At 71.3% G+C, this 24,348-nt stretch carries 15 protein-coding genes and 1 pseudogene; 10 read left to right on the plus strand and 6 right to left on the minus strand.

What is annotated here, in order from left to right; translation table 11 throughout:
- Nucleotides 1-270: 270 nt before the first annotated feature.
- Nucleotides 271-1,770 (minus strand): FUSC family protein, encoded by a 1,500-nt coding sequence (locus tag OG485_RS08015; RefSeq protein ID WP_328665318.1) that lies wholly within the window; start codon nucleotides 1,768-1,770, stop codon nucleotides 271-273.
- 241 nt (nucleotides 1,771-2,011) lie between these two features.
- On the opposite strand from OG485_RS08015, the gene OG485_RS08020 reads away from it, so the two are divergent.
- The 3 genes from OG485_RS08020 (at nucleotide 2,012) to OG485_RS08030 (ending at nucleotide 4,117) form a co-directional block, all read left to right on the plus strand.
- Nucleotides 2,012-2,488 carry an Lrp/AsnC family transcriptional regulator gene (locus OG485_RS08020; protein ID WP_328455179.1) on the plus strand — a complete coding sequence of 159 codons (477 nt, stop codon included), beginning with the start codon at nucleotides 2,012-2,014 and terminating at the stop codon, nucleotides 2,486-2,488.
- Between the two features lie 40 nt (nucleotides 2,489-2,528).
- The gene (locus tag OG485_RS08025; protein WP_328665320.1) at nucleotides 2,529-3,224 is read left to right on the plus strand and encodes an HAD family hydrolase; all 696 of its coding nucleotides are present in this window, start codon (nucleotides 2,529-2,531) and stop codon (nucleotides 3,222-3,224) included.
- A gap of 254 nt (nucleotides 3,225-3,478) precedes the next feature.
- Entirely contained in the window at nucleotides 3,479-4,117 is a 639-nt protein-coding gene (locus OG485_RS08030) for a TetR/AcrR family transcriptional regulator (protein ID WP_443048671.1), read from the plus strand.
- 127 nt (nucleotides 4,118-4,244) lie between these two features.
- On the opposite strand, the gene OG485_RS08035 is transcribed toward OG485_RS08030, so the two are convergent.
- Nucleotides 4,245-4,874, minus strand: coding sequence for a dihydrofolate reductase family protein (locus tag OG485_RS08035; RefSeq protein ID WP_328665322.1), 630 nt, complete (start codon nucleotides 4,872-4,874; stop codon nucleotides 4,245-4,247).
- A gap of 113 nt (nucleotides 4,875-4,987) precedes the next feature.
- Complete coding sequence (locus OG485_RS08040) at nucleotides 4,988-6,052, minus strand: NAD(+)/NADH kinase (RefSeq protein ID WP_328674278.1); 1,065 nt, start codon at nucleotides 6,050-6,052, stop codon at nucleotides 4,988-4,990.
- Between the two features lie 641 nt (nucleotides 6,053-6,693).
- Between OG485_RS08040 and OG485_RS08045 the strand changes: the two genes are divergently transcribed.
- From OG485_RS08045 to OG485_RS08065, 5 genes are all read left to right on the plus strand, one after another.
- Entirely contained in the window at nucleotides 6,694-7,374 is a 681-nt protein-coding gene (locus tag OG485_RS08045) for a class I SAM-dependent DNA methyltransferase (protein ID WP_328665324.1), read from the plus strand.
- Between the two features lie 195 nt (nucleotides 7,375-7,569).
- Nucleotides 7,570-9,210, plus strand: a complete 1,641-nt coding sequence (locus OG485_RS08050) for an ATP-binding SpoIIE family protein phosphatase (protein WP_328674279.1) — start codon at nucleotides 7,570-7,572, stop codon at nucleotides 9,208-9,210.
- Nucleotides 9,211-9,683: 473 nt separating this feature from the next.
- Nucleotides 9,684-11,285, plus strand: coding sequence for a multicopper oxidase family protein (locus tag OG485_RS08055; protein WP_328665325.1), 1,602 nt, complete (start codon nucleotides 9,684-9,686; stop codon nucleotides 11,283-11,285).
- Between the two features lie 236 nt (nucleotides 11,286-11,521).
- Complete coding sequence (locus OG485_RS08060) at nucleotides 11,522-17,398, plus strand: hypothetical protein (RefSeq protein WP_328665327.1); 5,877 nt, start codon at nucleotides 11,522-11,524, stop codon at nucleotides 17,396-17,398.
- A complete protein-coding gene (locus tag OG485_RS08065) occupies nucleotides 17,395-18,837 on the plus strand; it encodes a hypothetical protein (protein ID WP_328665328.1) in 1,443 nt (480 codons plus the stop codon). Before OG485_RS08060 ends, OG485_RS08065 begins: the two co-directional genes overlap by 4 nt.
- Nucleotides 18,838-18,904: 67 nt before the next feature.
- Here the strand turns inward: OG485_RS08065 and OG485_RS08070 are convergent, their stop codons facing one another.
- Nucleotides 18,905-19,327, minus strand: coding sequence for a secondary thiamine-phosphate synthase enzyme YjbQ (locus OG485_RS08070; RefSeq protein WP_328665330.1), 423 nt, complete (start codon nucleotides 19,325-19,327; stop codon nucleotides 18,905-18,907).
- A 201-nt stretch (nucleotides 19,328-19,528) separates the two neighbouring features.
- Here OG485_RS08070 and OG485_RS08075 point away from each other — a divergent pair, with 201 nt between their 5' ends.
- Nucleotides 19,529-20,617, plus strand: coding sequence for an NAD(P)-binding domain-containing protein (locus tag OG485_RS08075; protein ID WP_328665332.1), 1,089 nt, complete (start codon nucleotides 19,529-19,531; stop codon nucleotides 20,615-20,617).
- A gap of 242 nt (nucleotides 20,618-20,859) precedes the next feature.
- Here OG485_RS08075 and mltG read toward each other — a convergent pair.
- Both mltG and OG485_RS08085 read right to left on the minus strand, forming a co-directional pair.
- Nucleotides 20,860-21,687, minus strand: a pseudogene (gene mltG, locus OG485_RS08080) (endolytic transglycosylase MltG); the annotation flags it as partial.
- Nucleotides 21,688-21,731: 44 nt separating this feature from the next.
- A complete protein-coding gene (locus OG485_RS08085) occupies nucleotides 21,732-23,531 on the minus strand; it encodes an ABC transporter ATP-binding protein (protein WP_328665335.1) in 1,800 nt (599 codons plus the stop codon).
- 114 nt (nucleotides 23,532-23,645) lie between these two features.
- Between OG485_RS08085 and OG485_RS08090 the strand changes: the two genes are divergently transcribed.
- Nucleotides 23,646-24,110: a MarR family winged helix-turn-helix transcriptional regulator gene (locus tag OG485_RS08090; protein ID WP_328665336.1), complete on the plus strand. Its 465-nt coding sequence runs from the start codon at nucleotides 23,646-23,648 to the stop codon at nucleotides 24,108-24,110.
- Nucleotides 24,111-24,348: the final 238 nt, after the last annotated feature.

Raw genomic sequence — 24,348 nt, forward strand, 5'->3', positions numbered from 1 at the left:
AGCGGGCCGGGCGGCCGGCGGGGACACGAGGGTGCGTGGAGCCCGTGAGGCGGCCACCACGAGCATCCTCGGCGCGCGTCGGAGGCTGGGCGCCACAGACCGCCGCGAGGCCGTCCAGCGGGCACCCACGCCCTCTCTGTGGATCTTGAGGGCGCCTGTGGCCGGCGGAGCTCACCGCATCGGTGTCCACATCGGTGTCCACAGACGAAAAAACGGCCCCCTGAGGTGCCGGAGAGCATCCCAGGGGGCCGAGAGAAGAGCCCGACGGCGTCAGGCGCCGACGAGCCGCGAGCCGCGTCGCGGTCCGCGCAGCGGTGTCGCCATCGCGACGAGCGCCCGCTCCAGTCCGTGCAGGTGCACGAGCGCCTGCTCGGCACCGGGGTGGTGGCCGGGGACGCCGTGGTGGGTTGCCGAAGCACCCCCCGGCACGGCGCCGACCAGGGACTCCATCGCGGTCTCGACCCGTCGGCAGGCCGCCGTGAGGCGGGCGTCGTGCGAGGCGTCCGGGTCGGCGGCGACGGCGGCGAGACCTCGTACCTCGCGGGCGCAGTCGTCCAGCAGGGCGAGGATCGCGCGGGCCCGCTCCTTGCGCTGCCGCATCGGGTTGAGCGGATGCACCAGGGGTGCGAGAGCCATCCGTACACGCCCCAGGAGTGCTTCGAGCTCCCCCGCGAGCGGCGCGGGGTCGGCCTGGGCGTCACCCGCGAGCCGCCGGGCGGCCGCCGAGGTACAGCCGTGCACGGCACGCAGGGCGCGCTCGATCCAGCGGTCGGTGACCGTGTGCGTGGTGATCGGCAGGACGAGCGCCACCGCGAGTGCGGCACCGAGCGCGCCGACACCGGTCTCGGCGAGCCGGAGGGCCAGCAGTCCCGGATGCAGGACGCCCAGCAGCCCGTAGAGCAAGCCCGCCATGACGGTCACGAAGAACATCATCCAGCTGTACGAGAGCGCGGCCGTGTAGAAGATCCCGAAGACGCTCACCGCGACGAGGGCGGCGGTGGGCACGGGCGCGCCGTGCAGCGGTACGGCGACCAGGAGCCCGGCCCCGATCCCGACGAACGTGCCGACCACGCGCCGGAAGCCGCGGACCAGCGTCTCGCCGCGCGAGGCCGTGTTGACGAAGATCCACCACGCGGTGCCGACGGCCCAGTACCAGCGGTCGTGCGAGAGCAACTGGCCCGCGGCGAGCGCGAAGGCGCAGGCCGCGGTCGCCTGGAAGGCCTGACGGGTGGCGGGGCGCGCCAGCCCGCGCCCCTCCAACGGCAGGGGCGCGGCCGGCAGGGGGCTGCGCCGCTCGATGCACCAGGCGCCGAACCGCACGGCCGAGGACGCCGCGAGCGACAGGGCGACGGCGGCGTACAGCTGCGGGAGCTGGCCGGGCACGGCGTGCAGGAACTGGGTCGTGAAGAACATCATGAACGCGAAGATGCCGAGCGCGTGCCCGCGCGGGCCGAAGCGGCGGGCGTACACCCCGGCGAAAACCACGGCGAGCCAGATCGTGTCCCGCAGCATCGGCGCCCCGTGCAGGGAGGTCGCCACCACGAGAACCGGGAAACCGGCCACGGGGAGCAGCGCGGTGGTGCCGGCCTGGCCGCGCACGGTCGGGTCGCCGACCGTGAACATCGCGAGGAGCGCCGCGAGCCCGCCGGCGATCGAGGCGGGGAGCGAGAGTCCGGCCAACTGGCACAGCGTGACCGCCAGGCCGATGCCGAGCACCGCCCGGATCGAGACCCGCAGCCGGAAAAGTCCCGGATCCGGCGCCATGAACATCTTCTTCACCTTCGGCGTCCCGCCCCCACTTCGCAGTTCAACACAGGTTTCGGCATGCGCGGCGCACATGCGAAAGGCGCCGCGGGTCCGGTACGGCGTCCTTGCCGTCCGGCGCTGCGCAGCGCCATCGATACGGACAAGGTACGCGGCAGCCCGGAACTGGCTCAACCGGCTCGGTTTCGACTGCGCCATTGGTACAGTCGAAGGGGAACATTGTCGGCCGCGAGGAGGCCAACGGACCATGCCCGTGGACGAGCTCGACACCCGCATCCTGCGGCTGCTCCTGGAGCAGCCGCGCACCAGCGTCCGTGAATACGCCCGCGTCCTCGGTGTCGCCCGCGGCACGCTCCAGGCCCGCCTCGACCGGCTGGAGCGGGACGGGGTGATCACCGGGACCGGACCCTCGCTGTCCCCCGCGGCCCTCGGCCATCCCGTGCTCGCGTTCGTGCACATCGAGGTCACGCAGGGCCATCTGGACGACGTGGGCGACGCGCTCGCCGCCGTACCGGAGATCATCGAGGCGTTCTCGATCACCGGCGGCGGCGATCTGATCACCCGGGTCGCGGCGCGCGACAACGCCCACCTGGAGGATGTGATCCAGGCCCTGATCAGCCTGCCGGGCGTGGTCCGCACCCGGACCGAGGTGGCACTGCGCGAACGGGTCCCGCACCGGCTGCTGCCGCTGGTGGAGTCGATCGGCCGGGCGGCACAGGGCTGACCGCGCCGCGGTGGGATCACTCCCGGGCATCCTTGGCCTCATGAGCACCCTCGGCGGCACTTCGGTCATCTTCGATCTTGACGGAACGCTCGTGGACAGCGAGCCGAACTACTTCGAAGCCGGGCGCCGGACCCTCGCCGGGCAGGGCGTCACCGACTTCACCTGGGCCGAGCACGAGAAGTACGTCGGCATCAGCACCCAGGAGACGGTCGCGCTCTGGAAGGAGCGCTACGGTCTGACGGCCCCGCTCGAAACCCTGCTCGCCGAGAAGCACCGCCGCTACCTGGAACTGGCCCGTGCCTCCACCCGCGTGTACCCGGAGATGCGGGCGTTCGTGGAACTGCTGGCCGCGGCCGGCGTCCCGATGGCGGTCGCCTCCGGTTCCTCGCCCGAGGCCATCGAGGCGATCCTGGCCGGCACGGGCCTGGACTCCCGGCTCACGACCGTCGTGTCGGCGGACGAGGTGGCGCACGGCAAGCCCGCCCCGGACGTGTTCCTCGAAGCGGCGCGCCGGCTGGGTGCCGCCCCGGCGGACTGCGTGGTGCTGGAGGACGCCGCGCCGGGCGCTGTCGCCGCGCGCGCGGCCGGTATGCGCTGCATCGCCGTCCCCTATCTCGCGGGGCAGGCCGACGATCCCGCCTTCGCCCGGGCCGATCTGCTCGTGCGCGGCGGCCAGGCCGGGTTCACGGCGCGGGCCGCGTACGACTGGCTGGCGAGCGGGGCCCCGCGTTCCTGAACCGGAACCCGTCGTCGGCCATTTCGGAAGTCTCCGGCCGGAATTCCGCCGGGTGCGCCAGAATGCCGGTCGGCGAGAGGTTCCGGACACCGCGCGGAGCGGTTCGGCCACCGCGGGGGCGGGCCGGCCGCTTCGGCAGGCGCTGGGCACACGGTTGTCCGCGATCGCCCGCCTCGTGCCGGCCGTCCCGTCGCCGAGGGCGGTCCGGCCGTGTCACCGGGAGAGATCCGGCCGTCGTTCCGGAAGGAGTAGGCGTGCACCCCGACAAGGACGCACCCGCGGGCTCGGGGGCGCCGGCAGATCAGGACGGACCGCTGCGTTCGGACGCGCGACGCAATCGCGAGCGCATCCTGGCCGTGGCCCTGGCGGAGCTGACCCGCTCCGCCGACACGCCGCTGAGCGCGATAGCCAGGAAGGCGGGGGTCGGTCAGGGGACCTTCTACCGCAACTTCCACCATCGCGAGGCCCTCATCCTGGAGATCCACCGCCACGAGGTGCGGCAGGTGACCGACGCGGCGGCGCATCTGCTCGCCACCCGACCACCGGATCGGGCACTGCGGGAGTGGACGGACCGGCTCGCACGGTTCGCCATGGCCAAGGCGGGCCTGGCCGAAGCGCTGCGGACGAGCACCGGCACGCCTCGGGGCGTTCTCACGAGGCTCGACCACAAGCCCCTGAGCTCGGCCGTGGCACTCCTGCTGCGGACCAACGAGGAAGCGGGCACCATCCGGCCCGGTGTGACCGCCGACGACTTCCTGCTCGCCGTCGCCGGACTCTGGCAGCTCGACCGCCACGGGGACTGGCAGGCGCACGCCCGCCGTCTGCTGGACCTGGTGACGGACGGCCTGCGCGTCGGCGCACCCGGACCGGGCAGGCCCGCGCGGAAGGACTGAGCCCGCCGCTCGCCCACGGAGGCCGGCCGTACCGCCCGTCACCGCACCCGGGCCTGATCCTGGCCCTGGCGCTGGCCCTGATCCTGGCGCTGGCCCAGGCGCTGGCCGGGCCTGGAAGGCGACCAGGTCAGCGGCGGACCAGCCGGACGTGCGTCGCGGCCGGTGATCCGACCAGCTCCGCCACCCGGTAGCCGTCGATCCCGTCCCCGAGGTTGTCGAGCAGGCGCTCTCCCCGGCCCAGGAGCCGCGGGACGACGGCCAGGTGCAGTTCGTCGAGAAGTCCCGCGCGCAGGTACTGCTGGACGGTGCCCGGTCCGCCGCCGATCCGGACGTCCTTGCCCGCCGCCGCCTCGAAGGCACGGGCGAGAACCGTCTCCACGGGTTCGTCGGTGAAGTGGAAGGTCGTTCCGCCCTCCATGACGACCGAGGGCCGCAGATGGTGCGTGTGCACGAACACGTCGTTGTGGTAGGGAGGGTTGGGGCCCCACCAGCCCGTCCACGACTCGTCCTCCCACGGTCCGCGCCGAGGCCCGAACATATTGCGGCCCATGATGGTGGCACCGATGTTCTCCTCGCTGCGCTCCACGTACTCGACGTCGATTCCCCCCTTGCCGTCGGCCAGGTCGCGCATCGCGGCGAACATCCACTCGTGCATGCCCTCGAAGCCCTCGCCGAGCGGATGCTCGAGGCACTGGCGGGGTCCGGCGGCGTAACCGTCCACCGAGACCGTGATGTTGTGTACGCGCAGCTTGGGCATGACCGTGCTCCTTGGGTCCGTGGTTTCCCGCTCTCGCCCGTACGTCGAACGGGACGCGCCCGGATCGACGGCTTTCCGGAAAGTCCCCCGCCCGTGCGCGACGCGCCCCTCCGTCAGCGAGCCGCCGAAGGGGGCGGCAGGCGCAGTTCGGCGAGGTCCGGGGGGATGGGGGTGTCGGGGCGGAAGAACGGGGCGGGTTCGGCGTCGGCGGCTGTGGCCGGCGCGTCGGTGAGGCGGAAGCGGTCGCGCAGCCTGCCGTAGAAGTCGGTGGGGTGCAGGCGGATCAGACGGACCCGCTGCGGAGCCCGGAAGACCCCGATCCAGTCGCCGGGGTCGAGCACTCCGCGCAGCTGGCCGTCGATACTGACGGCGGCCTGGCCGGAGTGGGGCAGCACCCGCAGGGCGACGGGCTCGTCCGGCGCGGCGACGACGCTGCGGTTGAAGGTCATGTGGGGCGCGATGGGGGTGAAGACGACCGCGTCCATGTGCGGGGAGAGCACGGGACCGCCGGCGGCGAAGCTGTAGGCGGTCGATCCGGTGGGGGTGGCGACGGCGAAGGCGTCCGCCGAGTAGGAGGCCAGCCGCCGTCCGGCGAGATAGACACCGACGCTGACCTGACGGTCCCGGGCCAGCTTCTCCAGGACGACGTCGTTCAGGGCCGCGACGTCCAGTGCCACCCCCCAGCCGTCACCCTCCGTCGTGTCGGCTCTGACCTGCGGCGGCGGCAGGGCGGGCCCCCGCCCGTAGCAGAGCACGGCCTCCATCGATCCGGGGACCTCCAGGACCCGGGAGGCACGCAGGGTCAGCGTCATCCGTTCCTCGACGATGGCCTTCCCCTCGTGGACCGCTTGCAGCGCCCGCGTGACGTCGGCCGCCGGCACCTCGGTGAGGAACCCGACCTTGCCGAGGTCGACGCCCAGGACGTTCGCACCGCTCTTGACGGCGATCCGGGCGCCGCGCAGGAAGGTGCCGTCGCCACCGAGCGTGACGACGAGGTCCGGGTTGCCGGCCGCCTCCGCCTCCTCGCGTCCGCCGCGACGCCGCTGGTCCTTGGCCCAGACGTCGATCTCGGTGCACCGGATTCCTCGCGCGTCGCACCAGTCGTGCACGGCGCGGGCGGCATCGCGGGCCGCCGTCCGCCCCTGGTGGACGACCAGGCCGACACGGTGCACGGACACAGCGACCTCCAGGTCCACGTGGGGCATGACTCGATCCTTCCACGAATACGACATTTCGGTACGGGCAGACGGGCAGACGGACCGTCCGGCCGCACCGGGCGCCCCGCAGAGTGGTCGGAACGCCCGGGCGTCCCGCAGAGTGGTCAGACCGAGGGGAGCCGCCGTGCGGGCGTCACTTCGCGGGCGGGAGGGGCGAGGGGACACCGGCCTCCGCCACCCACGCCACGGCCGCACGGTCCGGCACCGAAGAACGGGACGTGCGAATGCCCAGAGCCTCACAACTCGGCGCATGGAGCGCCGACTTCGTCATTCCACCTGCCTACAGGCAGAAGTTGGCGCCAGAAGCCGCATCAGGTCACCCGTTTCCTCCGGACGGATTCCAGCCGTATCGACGCCATCGGGTGCGGCGACTCGCTTCCGTTCGCGGCCCGTTCGGGTGCTGTCAGCGGCGGAGCAGAGGGCAAGGGAACGGTTCCGCGGGCCGAACATTTTTGGACACTTAGGCATCCTGCCGAACACTGAACGACTATCGTCTCGAATTGACGTCTCCTGAGCGACCGACATGGCTCGGAGATCCCGTCATGGCCGTTTTCATCCACATCACGGACCACTTCGACAGCCCCCCATGAAAGGTTCCTTTCGTGATCAACAGCAATCCCGGGACTGATTACGAGAGCATCCTGCTCGACCGCGAAGGCCAGGCCGAAGCGTTCGACGCCATCGGTGACCGCTACGACGAAGCCTTTCCGCACAAGGAAGGCCAGGTCACCGCGGGCGAGTGGCTGATCGGATCACTGGGCGAGGGGGCGCGGGTCCTGGATCTCGGCTGCGGCACGGGCGTACCGACCGCACGCCAGCTGACGGACGCCGGGTTCGAGGTCGTGGGGGTCGACCTCTCCGGCAACATGGTGAACCTCGCGAGCGCCTACGTCCCCGACGCGACGTTCCATCAGCTGGACCTGGCCGACCTGCGCCCGGGCGGACCGCGCGACCTCGGCCGCTTCGACGCCGTCGCCGCCTTCTTCTCGCTGCTGATGCTGCCGCGCGCGGAGATTCCCCTCGCTCTGCGGACCGTCCGTCATCTGCTGGTGCCCGGCGGCCGGTTCGTCCTGTCCATGGTCGAGGCCGATGTGGACAACTTCGCGATCCCGTTCCTCGGGAACACGATCAGGGTCTCCGGCTATCTGCGGGAGGACCTGCACAGGGTCATCGAGGAGGCGGGCTTCGAGATCGTCAAGGAGACCTCGTACACGTACGCCCCCGCGGTGACCGATGTCCCGCCCGAGGAACAGGTCTTCCTGTGCTGCCGGCGATGTGACTGAGGAGGCGGAGTCCGAGCCGCGGACCCGCGCCACCCACCGGACGGGACAGAACGCGTGACCGAGCATCACACCCACCACGAGGGCACCGCCCCGGCACAGGGCCTGCTCCCGCCTGCCGTGGCGGCGGACGGCGGCCCGCCGCAGACCGACCGCCTCCGGTATCTCGACGTGGCGACGCGGCGGATCGCCCGCGGGATGGACCTCGACGAGACGCTGCGGGAACTGCGGCAGGCGGCCGTACCGGCGTTCGCGGACGCGGTCTTCATCCACCTCGACGATCCGCTGCCGGTGGGCAGGGAGCGGTCGACGGCACCCGTCGTACTCCGCCTGCACAGCTCCGAACGGGCGCCGGCGGCGCCGCCGCACGCCGACGCGGCCCCGCACGCCGGTTCGGCTCCGCCTCCACCGCCGTTCCCCGAGGTCGCCGAGCGCGTGGATCCGGCCGGCGGCGGCCGGCTCGCGGAGCTGCTGCGGGACGGGCGTCCCGCGTTCGGTGACGCGCCGGGCAACGCGCCCGCCGTCGCCGAACTGCTCGCCGCGGGGACCGGCCCACGGTGCACCCTGCCGCCGGGCCACCGTCTGATCATCGCGCCGCTGCGCGGCAGCCATCACGTCATGGGCACGGTCGTCCTGTTCCGGGGCGCCGAACGCCCGGACTTCACCAGCGACGATCTGCTCGTCGCCTCGCAGCTGGCCACGCACACGGCACTCGGGGTCCAGAAGGCGGTGATGTACGGCCACGAGGCCGCCGTGGCGGACACCCTCCAGCACACCATGCTCCCGTCGTCACTGCCCGAACCCACCGGGATCCGGCTGGCCAGCCGCTACCTGCCCGCCTCGAAGACCGCCCAGGTCGGCGGCGACTGGTACGACGCGATCCCGCTTCCCGGCAACCGCGTCGCACTGATCGTCGGCGACGTCATGGGCCACTCCATGACCTCCGCCGCGATCATGGGCCAGCTGCGCACCATCGTGCAGACCCTGGCCGGTCTCGATCTTCCGCCCGACGAGGTCCTGCACCATCTCGACGAGCAGGCCCAACGGCTGGGCAGCGACCACATCGCGACCTGCCTCTACGCGATCTACGACCCGATCTCGCACCGCCTGCTGATGGCGAACGCCGGCCACCCGCCCGCGGTACTGCTCCACGAGAACGGCCGGGCCGAGGTACTGGGCGTTCCGCCCGGTGCCCCGATCGGCGTCGGCGGTGTCGTCTTCGAGTCGGTGGAGATGGCCGCGCCCACCGGAGCGACCCTGGTGCTGTACACCGACGGACTCGTCGAGTCCCGCGACACGGACATCGGAAGCGGCGTCGAGGCACTGCGGATCCGTCTCCAGAGCACCGCCCAGGGACTCGCCTCACTGGAAGTGCTCTGCGACCACGTGCTGGGAACCCTCGGCCCGGGGTCCCGCGACGACGACATCGCCCTGCTCGCCGCCCGGTTCGACGGCTTCCCGCCGGACAGCGTCGGTTACTGGTACCTGGCTCCCCACCCGATGACCGCGGGCCAGGCACGCCGGCTGACCCGCAGGGCCCTGCGCCGCTGGGGTCTCGAATCCCTGGTCGACCCGACGGAACTCATGGTCAGCGAGATCGTGACGAACGCCGTGCGGTTCGCCTCGCGACCCCTCTCGCTGCGGCTGCTGCGCACCGACGTGCTCCGCTGCGAGGTGACCGACGACTCGCCCCAGGTGCCCAGGTTGCGGCAGGCCGGCTTCGGGGACGAGAGCGGTCGCGGCCTGTTCCTGGTCAATCAACTCGCCCTGCGCTGGGGCGCGACACGCCTGAGCAGCGGCAAGGTCGTCTGGTTCGAGCAGAAGATCCCGGCGAAGTAGCGGCCGCTCCGGTCCCATTCGACCGATTCCTGATCGACGGTTCCGGGGCGCGCATACCCGGCCAGGGTATCGTGGCGGTCCTAGGGCCTGCCGTTCGGATCATGCCACGGGACGCGGGGCCTGATCCGAACGACAGGTCCTAGCTCGCAGGAAGTGCGGACGCCCCTGATGACGGTACGAAGGTTGCCCCGGGCCAGGCTCGACGGCGCCGCCCGCCGGGTTCGCGGCCCGGTCGTCACACCGTGCCCCGTGGCCGCCGTACCGCTCCGTCACGACATCCCCGGCACGGTCGCCGGCGCGATGCGGCCGGCTCCACCGCACGCCCTGCCGGGATCGGTCGCCCGGCCCGCAGTTCCTCTTCCCGTCGCGCACATAGGCAACGTCCCCACGGCTCTCCGCGTCGCCTGACGCCGTCCGTCCAGCCGTGTGGACCGTCCCGAAACGCCTGTCGCGCATCGAGAAGAGGACTCTTCGTGAACAGCATCAACCGTCGCACCGTCCTCGCGGGCCTGGGAGCGGCAGGTACCGGCCTGCTCGCCGCCTGCGGCAAGGACGTCCCCGAAACGCCCTCCCTCCTCAGCCCCACCGGATCCCAGGTCGCCCGCGTGGAGAAGAAGCGCGGCGCCACGGGCAGGGTCGTGAGCCTCAACGTGACCGCCGCGCCCGCCACGCTCGACCTGGGCGGCGGCGTGACGACCAAGTCCTGGGCCTTCAGCGGCCAGGTTCCCGGCAAGGAGATCCGCATCTCCGCCGGCGACACGCTCTCCGCCGAGCTGTCCAACCAGCTGCCCGGTGCCACCACGACGTCCCTCCACTGGCACGGCATCTCGCTGCGCAGCGACATGGACGGCGTTCCGCCGGTCACGCAGGACCCGGTGCGGGCGGGCTCCAACTTCACGTACCGCTTCGTCGCCGACAAGCCCGGCACATACTTCTTCCATCCGCACGTGGGTGTCCAGGTCGACCGCGCCATGTACGCGCCGCTGATCATCGAGGACCCCAAGGAGCCGCTGTCGTACGACGACGAGTGGGTCGTCGTCCTCGACGACTGGCTCGACGGCGTGACCGGGACGCCCGACGACGTCTTCGCCGAGCTCAGCCATCACATGTCCGGCATGGACATGAACAGCACGGGATCGAGCCGGGCGACGTCCTCGCGGTCGCCGTCCCCGTCCATGCCGATGTCCGCGTCCACCCCCGGGTCCCCGTCCGCGTCCTCCGGCGACGGCCCGTCGACACGCTTCAGGCTCAGCGACACCGCCAGTCCGCTGCTCGGCCGTGACGCGGGGGACGTGAACTACCCGTACCACCTGATCAACGGACGCGTGCCGACCGACCCGGCCGTCTACAACGGCACGCCCGGCAGGCGGGTCCGCCTCAGGCTCGTCAACGCGGGCGCGGACACCGCGTACCGTGTGGCGCTCGGCGGCCACAAACTGACCGTCACCCACACCGACGGCTTCCCCGTCGAGCACGAGGAGGTCGACACCCTGCTGGTCGCCATGGGCGAGCGGTACGACGTACTGGTCACCCTCGACGCCGGCGTCTTCCCGCTCGTCGCACTCGCCGAGGGCAAGGACGTCACCGGCATGGCCCTCGTGCGGACCGGATCGGGAGGCCTGCCGGATCCGGCCGTGCGACCGAAGGAACTGGACGGCCGCACGGTGACCGCCGGGCAGCTGCGCGCGAGCGACGGCGTACGGCTGGAGGCGAAGGATCCCGACCAGGTCGTGCGCGTCAAGCTCACCGGCAGCATGGGCGCGTACGACTGGGCCATCAACGGCAAGCGGTTCGACATGGCCAACCCGACCGCGAACCCGCTGCTGGTCCAGGAAGGCCAGCGGGTCCGGCTCGACTTCGTCAACGCCACGAACATGTGGCATCCGATGCACCTGCACGGCCACACGTACCAGCTCGGTGATACCGGACCGCGCAAGGACACGACCATCGTGCTGCCCAGGTCGAAGGTGTCCGTCCTCTTCGACGCCGACAACCCCGGGTTGTGGATGCTGCACTGCCACAACGCCTACCACAGTGAGGCCGGGATGATGGCGCTCGTGGCCTACGGGGCCTGAATCCACGGAGCGTTGGCATGTGGTCGTGGCCGGGACGCAACGCCGACGCACTCGCTCTCCTGGTCCCACGGGTCACCGGGCACACCCCGGTGACCAGCGGACCGTGGCTCCGGCAACAGGCCGCCCAGCCGTCAGGCGAAGGCGACAGGCGAAGGCGAATGTCGCGGTTTTCAACAAAACTGCCGGATCCTGCCGAAATCGCCTGCGGCTGAGGACGTTTCTGGCAAGATCCGTCCATGCACACCAAGGGGGACGGACTTCGCACCTGGGTGACCGGACTGGACGACCGCACCCTCCGAGAACTGCTCATGATTCCGGGCATGTTGGCGCGCATTCCGGGGATCGCGACCGCCTTGAACGGGCAGCCGCCGCGTCTGAGGCGCCGCGAGATCCTGGCCGCTCGTACCTGGCTCAGCCGCACCGGCGCAGCCGGCCTCGCGGCGATCGTGCAACACGCGACGGACTGGACGCTGTTCCGCCTGGAGCGGTGTTACGGACATCCGGCGGAAGAACTGTCGGCACCCGCCACGGAGCATCTGCGAGAGGTGCTGCGAGAGGTCGATTCCGTGCTCGCCCAGATAACCCTGTACGGCCTCTCCGACAGTCCCGTCGCCGACGGCGGCTCGGTCGGGGACCACTGGGACGACCTGTGGGCGGCCGCGTCGGCCGCCGGGGCACCTTGCAGGTGCGAGCGGGGCGACGGAGCGTGCCGCCCGGCTGCCGGGACCGAGGACGGATCCGACGCCGCAGAGGAGACCACCGAGCCGGATGCCACACCCGCGGGAAGGGGCGAGTCGTTGACCCTGGAGATCACCGCCGAGCAACTGCTCGCGTCGCGCCAGGTGCTGAGCGAGCGGTCCGCGGAACTGGGCCGGGTGCTGGAGGAGACACTGCGGCAGGTCCGGGCGGGACGGGGCGTTCCCGGCCTGCTGGCCGTGCAGTTGGAGGAATGGCGGCAGGTTCGGTCCAGGATCACGGACAGGCTCGCTGTCAACGGCCTGGAGTGGGCCGGGGAAGCGGGTTTCGCCGAACTCGACGAGATCGTGCAGGAGTTGCGGGACGCCGCGGCAGAGCGTGCCAAGGAACTGCGCGGACTGAACGAGGACCGCGAGGACCTTCTCGTCCTACTGGAAAGGACAGCGTCCGACGCACCGCACCGCATACCGCTGCAACAGTCGCTGACCGCGCTGGAGACGCGCATCAGCGAACTCGCCGCGGCAGGGGCCCATGCCGCCCTTCCGCCGGACCGCGCTCTGCTCGCCGCGATACCCGAACAGGCAGGGGCCATCGATCCGGGCGAGGGACCCCGGCCGGCGACGGAACCGACTGCGGATCCCACAGCGGAGCGGGACCACACTCCTGACGTGGTCCCGGAGCCCACGGTCGAGAGCACCCCGATCGTGGTGCCGACCGAACCCTCGGATACGGATTCGGACTCGGATGCGGACTCGCAGTCGCAGTCGGACTCGCAGCCGGAGCCCGAAGCGGTCCCGGACGTGGTGCCGGCCGCCGCCCGATCGCCGCAGGCCGACCCGGCCACGGCATCCGCGCCGGTGCAGCCTGCGGAGGAACCCGTCCCCGCTCCGGAGGTGAAGGCCGACCCCGCGTACGAGGCGGCGAACGTTCCCGAGCCGGTTGCCACCGACCGAACCGGTCCGCTCGCGGCAGGGGCGCAGGCCCCGCTGCCGGACGGGACCGACGCCGAAGCCTCCGCCGCTCCGGCGGCCGCGGACGACCCTGGCCTCGATCCGGCGGCCACGGCAAAGTCGTCCTTCCTGCCCTGGAAGCCGCTGACGACGCCCGGCGACGGCGAAGCCGCAGTGGCCCGGCTGATCGGCCAGGGCCGTTTCCAGGAGGCCTACTGGACGACGCTGGGCTCGGCCGAGCTCCCGCACCGCACCGCCTGCCTCGCTTTCGCCGAGGCCGCCTTCGCCTGTGGTGACGAGGGGGAGGCCGTGGCCGTGATGACCGGCTTCGACCCGGAGGTCCATCTGCTCCAGGCCGACCGGCCCGCTCTGGTTCTCGCCGCCGTGGCCTCGCTGCGAGCCGGTCTGCTGGCCGGCTGGCCCAACGACCTCCTGATCCAGACGGACCTCGCCTCCACCGTGCCCGGGAACTGGGGCAAGCTCCTCGAGCGGGCCGTCCACGCACTGCGCCGCTACCACCGCCTCGACCTGACCGCGACCCGCCTGACCACCGACAGCATGGTGGGACTCACCGCGGACCAACTCGCCTCCGAGGCCGCCGCGCTGCGTGACGCGCTACGACGCCAGCGCATCGGCTACACCCGCGCGACCCAGGTCAGAACCCGGCTTATCGGCTCGGACCAGCCCTTGGGGAAGGCCCTGGACGGAGTCAGCGACTGGGCGAACGGCACTGCCGGAGCGGCCGCCCTCGACCAGATCTGGGAGCTCTTCCGCAAGCGTGGCTCCGCGGAACGCATGATCGAGGAGGCCGACGCCGAGATCCGCACGCCCAAGCAGGCCAAGGAACCGATCGAGGCCGCCGCCAAACGGGCTCTCCTGCGCAGCATCGAGCAGGTGTCCGATCTGTTGTCCCGTGCCCGGGCGCTGGCCGCCCCCGCCGTCGACGAACGGGCGGACAGTACGACCGGCCTCCGCCACGCCTTGGACCAGGTACGTCACGAAGCGCCCCCGCGGGGCGTCGAAGGGGCGGCTCTGCTGCGGCTGCGCACCTGGCTGCTCGAGGGCGACCGGTCACCCGGCACCGCGGTCCCCGCACGTGACCCCGACGCCGTGCGGGTGACGGACCAGCCTCGGACGGAGGCCCTCCTCGCGGCGCCGGAACTCCCGCGGTCGGCCGAAGGGGCTCCCCTGCCCGACGAGGAGGGTTTCGGGAAGGCGATGCTCACGCTGCTGGAGCCCGTCGACGTGCGCGCGGTCCTCCGGAGGTACCTCGAGCGGGGCGACCTGCATCTCGCCGACGCCCTGGTCTCCTCGCTGGAACAGGACCTCGTCCCCGCCGTCCCGGAGGGCCTGGAAGCCGTTCCTCGCGACTGGCGGCAGTTGCGCGACCCCGAGTGGACGCGCTGGCGCGCCGTTCACCGCACGGCGCACGCCACAGCGAGCGCACTTCTCGCCGAACTGCGCATCCAGCAGCTCGACATGCAGACGGAGCGAGAGCTCGTCGGCCGCCTCGAAGAGCTGCGCCGGCCCGCCCCCGAGGGCGCGTTCGGCCGCGCCTGCGCCGGAATCGGCGTCCTCGACGGCGAGATGCGGGCGATGGTCCAGCGGTACGTGGAGCGCCTCCGCGAAAGCCTGACGGCGTTGAACCCTCCGGCCGAGGAACTGCAAGCCCTCACCTCACGGCTCGACGCCGGGGACACCGTCACCGCCGAGGAGTGTCTGGCGCTGCTGCGCGAGGGCAAACCCCTTCTCGACTGGAGCATCACCGACTCGGGGGCGGAGCTGGAACGCTTCACCGCCGGCATCGAGCTGACCGTCGGGCGCAAAGCCGGCGCCCAGGGCTACTCCGCCCGGCCCTGGGCCGACCACTACCTGGACGGGAAGCCCCTCACCGAGGGCGCCAAGAGCGGACTGGACTCGTGGGAAGCGCTGTGCCGCCCCGCCACCCGGGGCTCGGAGTGGCAGCGCCACATCCCGTCGGTCCTTCGCGTGCTCGGGCTGGAATGCCCCCAGACGCCTGTCCGGGACCAGCGGCACGAGGTGCGCGGTGTTCTGCGGCTCAGCGCCCGAGCGCGGGCGAGCGAAACGGCTCCCGGTTACGTGGCCGCACTGGGGTCGGCCGCATCCTCGTACACGATCCTCGTGGTCTCCGACGAACAGCGCGGCCGCAGCCCGTTGGAACTGCTGGACAGCAGTGACTCCGGGGCTTGCCTGATCCTCTACCTGTATCCGCTCGGGCTCAACGGGCGCCGGGAGATGGCGGCACGCGCGCGCACCGCCTCCTCCCAGCAGGCGCTCGTGGTGGATCCCGCCGTGTTCGGCTGGGTCGCGGCGCGCTCCCCGAGATCCTTCAGGGCCACTCAGCGGGTAACCCTGCCCTGGACGGCGTACAACCCGTACACGCCCTTCGTGGCCGGGCTCGTCCCACCGGAGATCTTCTACGGCCGGCAGGAGGAGATCGCCGCCGTCACCGACCCGCTCGGCGCTCTGTTCCTCTACGGCGGACGCCAGTTGGGCAAGTCCGCTCTCCTGCGCAAGGTGCAGGCGTCGTTTCCCGGCACTCCCGGCCACAAGGCCATCTACGTCGACCTCAAAGCGCGTGGAGTGGGTGAGGCCGAACCGGCGGAACGCATCTGGGCCGTGCTCGAGGACGAGTTGAAGCGCGTGGGCGTGCTGAGCGAGTCCGCGGATTCCGGCCACACCCCGGACACGATGCTCGACAGGGTGGAGCGGTGGCTGGAGGAAAGCCACGACAGGCGGGTGCTGGTGCTCGCCGACGAGGCCGACGCCTTCCTGACCGCGGACTCCAAGGCCGTACGGGGGAAGGGCGGGGACGCCACCTTCTCCAACGTGCTCCGGCTCAAGGGGCTGATGGACCGCACCGACCGTCGCTTCAAGATCGTCTTTGCGGGTCTGCACCAAGTCCAACGCTTCAGCCATCTCTCCAATGTGCCCCTGACACACGGTGGCCCCGATGTACTGATCAGTACACTGAAACCGGCCGAGGCGCAGCGCTTGGTCGTCGAGCCGATGGCGGCCTTCGGGTACCGCTTCGAACGGCCCGAGCTGGTCTGGCGGGTACTCGCGGCGACGAACTACCAGGCGTGCCTGGTCCAGATCTTCTGCGAACGGCTCGTCGCCACCCTCCGCGGGAAGTCCCTGGCCTCGGCGAAGTGGCCGATCACGGTCACGGACGAGGACGTCCGGTCCGTGACCGGATCCGCGCAGGTCCACCGGCACATCGCCGAACGGCTGCGCATCACCATCAACCTCGAGGACCGCTACCGGGTCCTCGCCCTGGTGATCGCGTTGCGCAGCCAGAAGGACCGCTATCGGGGTGGCTACGACGCCGACGAACTGCTGAGGGCGGCCAAGGAGCGCTGGCGGGAGGGGTTCAGTTCGCTCACCGCGAGCGACGTACGGATCTACCTGGACGAAATGGTCGGCCTGGGCCTGCTCATCCAGCTGGCCGACGCGCGTCGCTACGCCGTCCGCAGCCCGAACGTCGTCAGCATGCTGGGGACCAGAGAGGACCTCGAACTCGAGCTGCGGCAAACCGAGTTCGACCTCCCTTACGACTACAACCCGCGCTTCTCGAGGCGCTTCGTCGGGCCGGACCGCGAGGGCATCGCCCGCTACAGCCCCCTGACGGAGCATCAGCTTCACCAGGTGACGGCGCCGGGAGTGGCCGCGGTGTGCCTGACCCAGGCCCACGGCCCCGCGCTCGTGAAGGGCGCGGTGAAGTCGTACTCCACCGCGCGCGGACTGGAATTCCGGGAGGCGGCGCCCGGAGCCGTGCCCCAGTCTCTGACGAAGGACGCGGAGGGACGACCGTTCCTGATCCTGGCCGACGTCCGGGGGCGCGGGGCCGCCGAGGCCGCCGACTGGGCCCAGGCCCTGCACGCCCACACCTCCCCGCCTGAGGGGGGAGTGCCTCATCGGACAGCCGTCCTGCTGGTGGACCCGGCCGAGCTCGGCGAGAAGGACGACCTCATCACCTGTGTGGTACGTCCCGAACGCTGGACCGCGGACAGTCTCCGCGCCTGGCCCGAGTGTCCGTTCGACACCCCGGACAAACGGCGGCGGGTCATCGAACTCACCGGTGGCTGGCCCCACCTGCTGGAACGGACCGTGCACCGCATCACCCGGGAGGGCTCCACGCTGGAAGCGGCCTTGGAGGACGCCCGGTACTTCATCGGGCAGCGTGACTTCGCCCGTGGGCACCTGGAGCGGGTCGGAATCGACACCGGTCTGACAGAGGTGCTGCCCGAGTGGAGCCAGTACGTGGAACCGGGCGAGGGATGCGCCTATGCCGACATCGCGGCGGTCACCGGGATGCGGATCGAGGAGGTCGGATCGCTCGTCAGCCGGCTGCTCGAACACGGCGTGCTGGACGACGGCCCGGAGGGCTGCTCGCTGGACAGGATCACTTTCCGGGCGCTCCAGGTCCTGTCGGAGTCGTCGTGACTCTCGTGTCGCACGCTCTCTCCGGGAACCTGGTGACCACCCTGCCCGGAGTGCGGTTGTGGATGCGACGGCTGCTGGGCGACCTCCGGTCGGGAAGGAGCTGCCTCTGCCTGTTCCCCCAGGCCCGGTCGACCGGTGTACCGGCCGTCGCCGAAGTCCTGCTGGACGAACTGCTCCACGAGCTGGCGGACTTCGTCCTCGTCCCCGGACCCGGCGACGGGGTGGCGCCCGGCAGCCTCGGCCCGGCCGCACCGCCTCCCGGGCCCGCGGACCCCTGGGGCGGGATGGACCCGATCCTGGACTACGACGACGGGCTGTCCGCCTTCTCAGCCGTGGCGACGAAGAACTCGACGGTCGCACAAGCGCGCTCGGCCTCGGCACAGGACAGCCGGCCGGAGGAACCCGGCCTCCACACCCTGGGGGACCGGATCGTCAAAGAGCTCGGCGACCCGGCCTCCGGCACGGGCCCGGAGCACACGGGAATCGACGGACTCCTTGAACGCCTCACCACCGCTCCGGGCCGCCCCGACGGGACCCGGGTGATCGTGGTGCGTGGTTGGCAGGAACCGGCTCCGACCGCGGCGACCGACCTGCTGCGGCGGCTGTCCGCCACGGTCAAGGCGGCCGGCCTGCCTCCGGGAAGCCGCCCGCGGTTGCTGGTGCTGGCCACGTCACACGGGCTGCCCGTGGAACTGCCGGAGCAGATAGCGCGCGAGGACATCGGCGTGCACTGGTGGTGGGGTGCCCTCGGTCGGCTGGACACCGCCACAGTGGTCGCCATGGCCCGGCCCCGCCTGTCCGGTCCGGCCGCCCGGCACCAACTCCTCGAAGCGGTGGCGCAGGCCACCGTGGTCGAAGTGTGCGGGCCCTTCCTCGATCTGGCCGAGCGGCTGGCGGTGGAGTGGGACGGACTCCCTGACAGCCTCCCCACACAGTTGCTGCGGCTCACCGCGGCCGGACCAGCGCCCGGCCGGGTCCCCGTACCCGGGCCTCGGAGGACGGAGCCGACCACAGCCCTGCTCCATCCGAACGCCGCCCTGCGCCCCGAATGGAACCTGGGCACGCTCGACAGGTGGGACGAGCGGCTGCGCCGCCGTCCCGACGGCGGGAGCGATCACGAGCACAGCGTGCGCACCCGGATCTGGCTGGCGCAGAATCACGCTCTGCTGCCCCTGCTGGACGAGGCCCGTGAGCAGTTCGCCGAGGTGATCGGGATCCGCTCACGCGTCTCCGGGAGCGAACTCGCCGCTCTCTACGGTCGGCAGACCGAAATGGAACTCGGCGCGATGTGGCGGGCTCATCTTCAGGGCCACGTGCGGCTCACCCTGCCGGAGGCCGACCGGCTGCGGACCCTGTGGCTGTCCCGCAACAAGCTCGCCCACCGCGACGTACTCGACGACACAGCCCTGAACGCGCTCGTGCACGTCCTGTGCTCCTGAGGTCGCGGCGACCTGCCGACCTGCCCGGGTGACGGGCGTCGCGACCACAGCCGTCGGGGCCGACCGCTCAGCCCAGGAAACTCAGCCGCACCTGGCGATTCGGGTTGTCCCGGTTCGTGTCCACCAGGCACACCGACTGCCATGTCCCCAGCTCCAGAGCCCCGTCCACCACCGGCAGGGTCGCGTGCGGCGGGACGATGGCGGGGAGGACGTGGTCTCGGCCGTGCCCGGGGCTGCCGTGCCGGTGCTGCCAGCGGTCGTCAGCGGGGAGCAGGGAGTGGAGCGCGGTGAGGAGGTCGTCGTCACTGCCCGCGCCGGTCTCGATGAGGGCGATCCCGGCGGTGGCGTGCGGGACGAAGACGTTCAGGAGGCCGTCACGGCCCGCCGCGACCTCGCGGAGGAAGGCCTCGCAGTCGCGGGTGAGGTCGACGACCGTCTCCGACGAGCCGGAGGAGATGTTCAGGACCTGCGTGGTGAAGGCATCGGACATGCCTCAATCCTCTCCCATACGGGGGCTCCCGGCTTGCGGCGACGGGGCTCGGCGCGGGTCGTGGACGACCGGCTGCCGACCACCGGCGGTTCACGGCGCGCGGCACGCGGCACGCGGCACGCGGCACGATTCGTTCGTCAGGTGGCTCACAGCGAGGTACCCGGCGGGAAGATCCCGGACCCCGGTCCGGTTCGTAGAAGGGTGAACAGCACCGGGGTGAGCGCGCGTGAGGTCGAAGTGGTCGTCGTCGGGGCCGGTCAGGCCGGTCTGGCGGCCGCCTACCACCTGCGACGCACGGGCTTCGAGCCCGAGCGTGACTTCGTCGTGCTCGACCACGCGCCCCACCCGGGCGGAGCCTGGCAGTTCCGCTGGCCGTCGCTGACGTACGGCAAGGTGCACGGGATGCACTCCCTGCCGGGCATGGACCTGACGGACGCAGACCCGGACCGCCCCTCCTCCGAGGTCATCTCGACGTACTTCGCCGCCTACGAGCGAACCTTCGACCTGCGCGTGCAAAGGCCGGTCGACGTCAGGACCGTCAGGGAGGGGACCGGCGGCCGGCTGCTCGTGGAAGCCGGCGACCGTACGTGGTCGACGCGGGCGCTGATCAACGCGACGGGTACCTGGGACCGCCCGTTCTGGCCTCGCTATCCGGGCCAGGAGACCTTCCGTGGGCGGCAGTTGCACACGGCGCAGTATCCGGGCCCCGAGTGGTTCGCCGGGCGCCGCGTGGTCGTCGTGGGCGGTGGCGCCTCCGGGACCCAGCATCTGATGGAGATCGCCGCCCACGCGGCCGGGACCACCTGGGTCACCCGGCGTCCCCCGGTCTTCCGCGAGGGCCCCTTCACCGAGGAGTTCGGGCGGGCCGCCGTCGCTCTCGTCGAGGAGCGGGTCCGGCAGGGGCTGGCGCCACGGAGCGTGGTCTCGGTCACCGGGCTGCCGCTGAACGACGCGATCCGCCAGGCGCTGGCCGACGGCGTGCTGGACCGGCGGCCGATGTTCGACCGGATCACCCCGGACGGTGTGGAGTGGGCGGACGCTACGCGTGTGGACGCGGACGTGATCCTGTGGGCGACCGGTTTCCGGGCGGCCATCGATCATCTGGCGCCGCTGCGGCTGCGCGAGCGGGGTGGCGGCATCCGGGTCGAGGGAACGCGCGCGGTCGCCGACCCGCGCATCCACCTGGTCGGCTATGGGCCCTCCGCGAGCACCATCGGCGCCAACCGGGCCGGCCGGGCGGCCGTACGGGACATCAGGCAGTTGCTGGCGAACGCGCCGGTCGCCGTGTGATGCCCGTACGCCTGTCAGTTCGTGGGAATGACCGTGGGAGTCACCGCGGAGGTGCCCGCGGGGGTGACCGAGAGCGTGACTTCGGGAGAAGCCACGGGAGGGGCTGCGGCAGAGGTCTCGGGCGTGACCGCCGGAGAAGCCGGGGACGTGACCGCGGGAGAGGCCGCCTGGGGAAGCTTGGACGAGGCGGACGCAGTGGGCGCGGTGGACGAGGCGGACACGGTGGGCGGTGCGGCCGTGGGGGGCGCGCTCTTGCGGTGCCGCCGGTTGAACTCGGCCACGTTGCGCTGGTGTTCCTCGTAGTCGGCCGTGAAACGCGTGTCGCCCGGCTTGACCGTGACGAAGTACAGCCAGTCGCCCGGCGGCGGATTGACCGCGGCGCGCATCGCCTCCTCGCCGGGGTTGGCGATCGGCGTGGGCGGCAGGCCCATCCTCCGATACGAGTTGTACGGGCTGTTGAGCCTGGTGTCCGCCTCGCTGGTGCTCAGCGTGGAACGGTTCAGCGCGTAGTTGATGGTCGAGTCCATCTGCAACGGCATACCGCGCTGCAGGCGGTTGTAGATGACCCTGGCCACCTTGCCCATGTCCGTCGCGGTCGCCGCCTCCGCCTGCACGATGCTCGCGACGGTGACCGCCTGATAGACGTTCATCGCGTTGCGCTGCGCTCCGGCGGCGATCGGCGCCCCGTTGAACCTCTTGTTCGCGGTGTCGACCATGAACGTCAGCAAGGACTCCGGAGTCGCCTTGCCGCCGATCGGATAGGTCGCCGGGAAGAGATAGCCCTCGGGGTTGCCCCTGGCGTCGTCCGGAAGTCTGAGGTGGGCTTTCGCCAGGGACTTCCTGGTGGTTCCCGCGGGAACCCGGAGGGCCTTGTCGACGGCCGCGTAGACCTGTCCGGAGCGCCAGCCCTCCGGAACGACGAACGACGTCGGGCGGGCGTCGTCGTCCCCCATGCTCAGCAGCGGCACCGCCACGGCGGTGGCCGCCACGACGGCGCCGGTCGCGATGAGGGCGACCCGGCCCCGGCGCGTCAGTCGAATCGTGCTCCGTGGCGGAGTGTTCATCTGCATAACGGGCACGGTAACGCGCTATTGCCAACAAACCCGGCATATCGTCATCTTGTCGGCGTCAGTTGGGCGTCCCGGTGGACGAGAGCGGCATAGCGCCCCTCCCCCGCCAGCAACTCCTCGTGCGTGCCACGCTCGACCGCTCGGCCCGAGTCGAGGACGACGATCTGGTCGGCGCCGCGGATCGTGGACAGCCGGTGCGCGATGGTGAGCGTGGTGCGGTTGGCCGACAGGGCGTCGATGGCCTCCTGGACGGCATGCTCCGTGCGGGTGTCCAGGGCGCTGGTCGCCTCGTCGAGGATGAGCACGGGCGGATCACGCAGGATCGTGCGGGCGATGGCGAGGCGCTGCTTCTCGCCGCCGGAGAACCGGTGACCGCGTTCACCGACGACCGTGTCGTACCCGTCGGGCAGCGACGCTATGTGGTCGTGGATCTGGGCCGCCCGCGCCGCCGCGTGCAGTTCCTCTTCGGTGGCGTCCGGCTTGGCGAAGCGCAGGTTCTCGGCGACCGAGGCGTGGAAGAGGTACGTCTCCTGGGAGACGACGCCGACCGCGCGCGCGAGGGTGTCGAAGTCCAGGTCCCGGACGTCGACCCCGTCGAGGGTGACCCGCCCGCCCGTGACGTCGTACAGCCGGGGCACCAGATAGCTCAGCGTCGACTTTCCGGAGCCGGTCGGACCGACGACGGCCAGGCTGCCGCCGGCCGGGACGGTGATGTCGATGCCGTCGAGGATCGGGGTGCCCTTGTCGTCGTAGCGGAACTCGACGTCCTCGAAGCGGATCTCACCCTTGACCTGGTCCAGGTGGACGGGGTTCTCGGGCTCGGTGATGTCGATGGGCAGGTCGAGGTACTCGAAGATGCGCTGGAACAGCGCGAGCGAGGTCTGGATCTGCACACCGGTGGACAGCAGGCTGACCGTCGGCCGGAACAAGCCCTGCTGGAGCGAGACGAAGGCGACGAGCGTGCCGATCGATATCGAAGGTCCGCCGAGCTGGAGGGCGACGCCCGCGGTCCAGTAGATGACGGCGGGCATGGCGGCCATGACGATGCCGATGACGGACATGCGCCAGCGTCCCGCCATGTTCGACCTCACCTCGAGATCGACGAGGCCCTCGGACTCCTCCGCGAACGACTTCGTCAGCGAGTCGGCCCGGCCCATGGTGCGCCCGAGCAGGATGCCGCTGACGGAGAGCGATTCGGTGACGGTGGCGGCCATCGCCGCCATCTGCTTCTGACGCTGGGTGGTGATCTTCTTGCGTTCGCTGCCGACGCGGCGGCTGATCCACACGAACACCGGCAGCAGGAGCAGGGAGACGAGGGTCAGGCGCCAGTCCAGGGCCACCATCGCGACGATCGTGGCGACCACACTGGTGAGGTTGGAGACCAGCGAGGTCGCGGTGGACGTGACGGTCGCCTGCATGCCGCCGATGTCATTGGCGATGCGGGACTGGACCTCGCCCGTGCGCGTCCTGGTGAAGAAGGCGAGCGACATGCGCTGGAGGCGGCCGTAGACCGCCGTGCGCAGGTCGTGCATCACGCGCTGGCCGACGGTCGTGGAGATCAGCGTCTGCAGGACGCCGAAGACACCGCTCAGGACGGCGCTCGCGATCATGCCGAGCGCCAGCAGGGTCAGCAGGCCCGTACGCCCTTGAGGGATCGCGGTGTCCAGGATCGCCTTCAGCAGGAAGGGTGTGGCGACGCCCACGAGGGACGCGGCGCCGACCAGCAGGCCGACGACCGCGAGGCGGCCTCGGTAGGGCCGGAAGAGACTCAGGATGCGGCGCACCTGCCGTGGCTGCTGGCTGTCGGCGGGTGGCGGGCTCCAGGCGGACAGTTCGGGGCGCAATGGACTCCTAGGAAAACGGGAGGACAGGGACATCGATGAGGATCCGACGACTGACGGACCCTAGCTCATTGTTACCTATACTCACAATGAACGGCATCCTGATATTGTTCCCGCATGACCACCCCCGATGCCGACGGCCTGCTCGCCGAGCAGCTGCTGCGTCTCACGCGCCGCGTGCACCGCATCCAGAAGCGCCATCTGGAGCAGCGCGAGCTGGGCATCACCCCCGCCCAGTCCCGGCTCCTGCGTACCCTCGCGCACTACGCCTCACCTCCCCGTATGGCCGATCTCGCGGAGCGCCTCGAAGTGGTGCCGCGTGCCGTTACCACGCTGGTCGACGGACTGGAGGCGAGCGGCAAGGTGCGCCGGGCGCCCGATCCCACCAACCGCCGGGTGATCCGTATCGAGGTCACCGACGAGGGGCGCAAGGCGCTGCGCGAGCTGCGCGCCGCGCGCCGCGGCGCCGCGGAGGAGATCCTGGCTCCATTGACGGACGAGCAGCGCGAGGTGCTCGGCGGGTTGCTGGACACGTTGGTGGACGGCATGCCGAGGGTGGAACAGGTGGAACACCGGTGCTGAGCCGGCTCGGGGCGGTGCGTCGCCGCTGAGGCGGCTCAGCCGGTTCAGGGCGGTGCATCGCCGCTGAGGCAGCCCAGCCGTTTGGGGACGGCACGTCGCCGCTGAGGCGACTCGGCCGGTTCCGGGCGGTGCGTCGCCGCTGAGGCGGCCCAGCCGACTCAGGGCGGAGTGGGCGCTTCTGGGCCGGTCGGGCACGGCACACCGCGCCGCCGCCGGTCGGCCGAGCATGTGAGGAGTG

Source organism: Streptomyces sp. NBC_00328 (genome assembly GCF_036139655.1).
GTDB lineage: Bacteria > Actinomycetota > Actinomycetes > Streptomycetales > Streptomycetaceae > Streptomyces.

What these genes read in the sequence shown, in the direction of transcription:
- OG485_RS08015 (WP_328665318.1), bottom strand. Translation starts at nt 1,770, where the DNA reads ATGTTCATGGCGCCGGATCCGGGACTTTTCCGGCTGCGGGTCTCGATC.
- OG485_RS08020 (WP_328455179.1), top strand. Translation starts at nt 2,012, where the DNA reads ATGCCCGTGGACGAGCTCGACACCCGCATCCTGCGGCTGCTCCTGGAG.
- OG485_RS08025 (WP_328665320.1), top strand. Translation starts at nt 2,529, where the DNA reads ATGAGCACCCTCGGCGGCACTTCGGTCATCTTCGATCTTGACGGAACG.
- OG485_RS08035 (WP_328665322.1), bottom strand. Translation starts at nt 4,874, where the DNA reads ATGCCCAAGCTGCGCGTACACAACATCACGGTCTCGGTGGACGGTTAC.
- OG485_RS08050 (WP_328674279.1), top strand. Translation starts at nt 7,570, where the DNA reads ATGGACCTCGACGAGACGCTGCGGGAACTGCGGCAGGCGGCCGTACCG.
- OG485_RS08060 (WP_328665327.1), top strand. Translation starts at nt 11,522, where the DNA reads ATGCACACCAAGGGGGACGGACTTCGCACCTGGGTGACCGGACTGGAC.
- OG485_RS08070 (WP_328665330.1), bottom strand. Translation starts at nt 19,327, where the DNA reads ATGTCCGATGCCTTCACCACGCAGGTCCTGAACATCTCCTCCGGCTCG.
- OG485_RS08090 (WP_328665336.1), top strand. Translation starts at nt 23,646, where the DNA reads ATGACCACCCCCGATGCCGACGGCCTGCTCGCCGAGCAGCTGCTGCGT.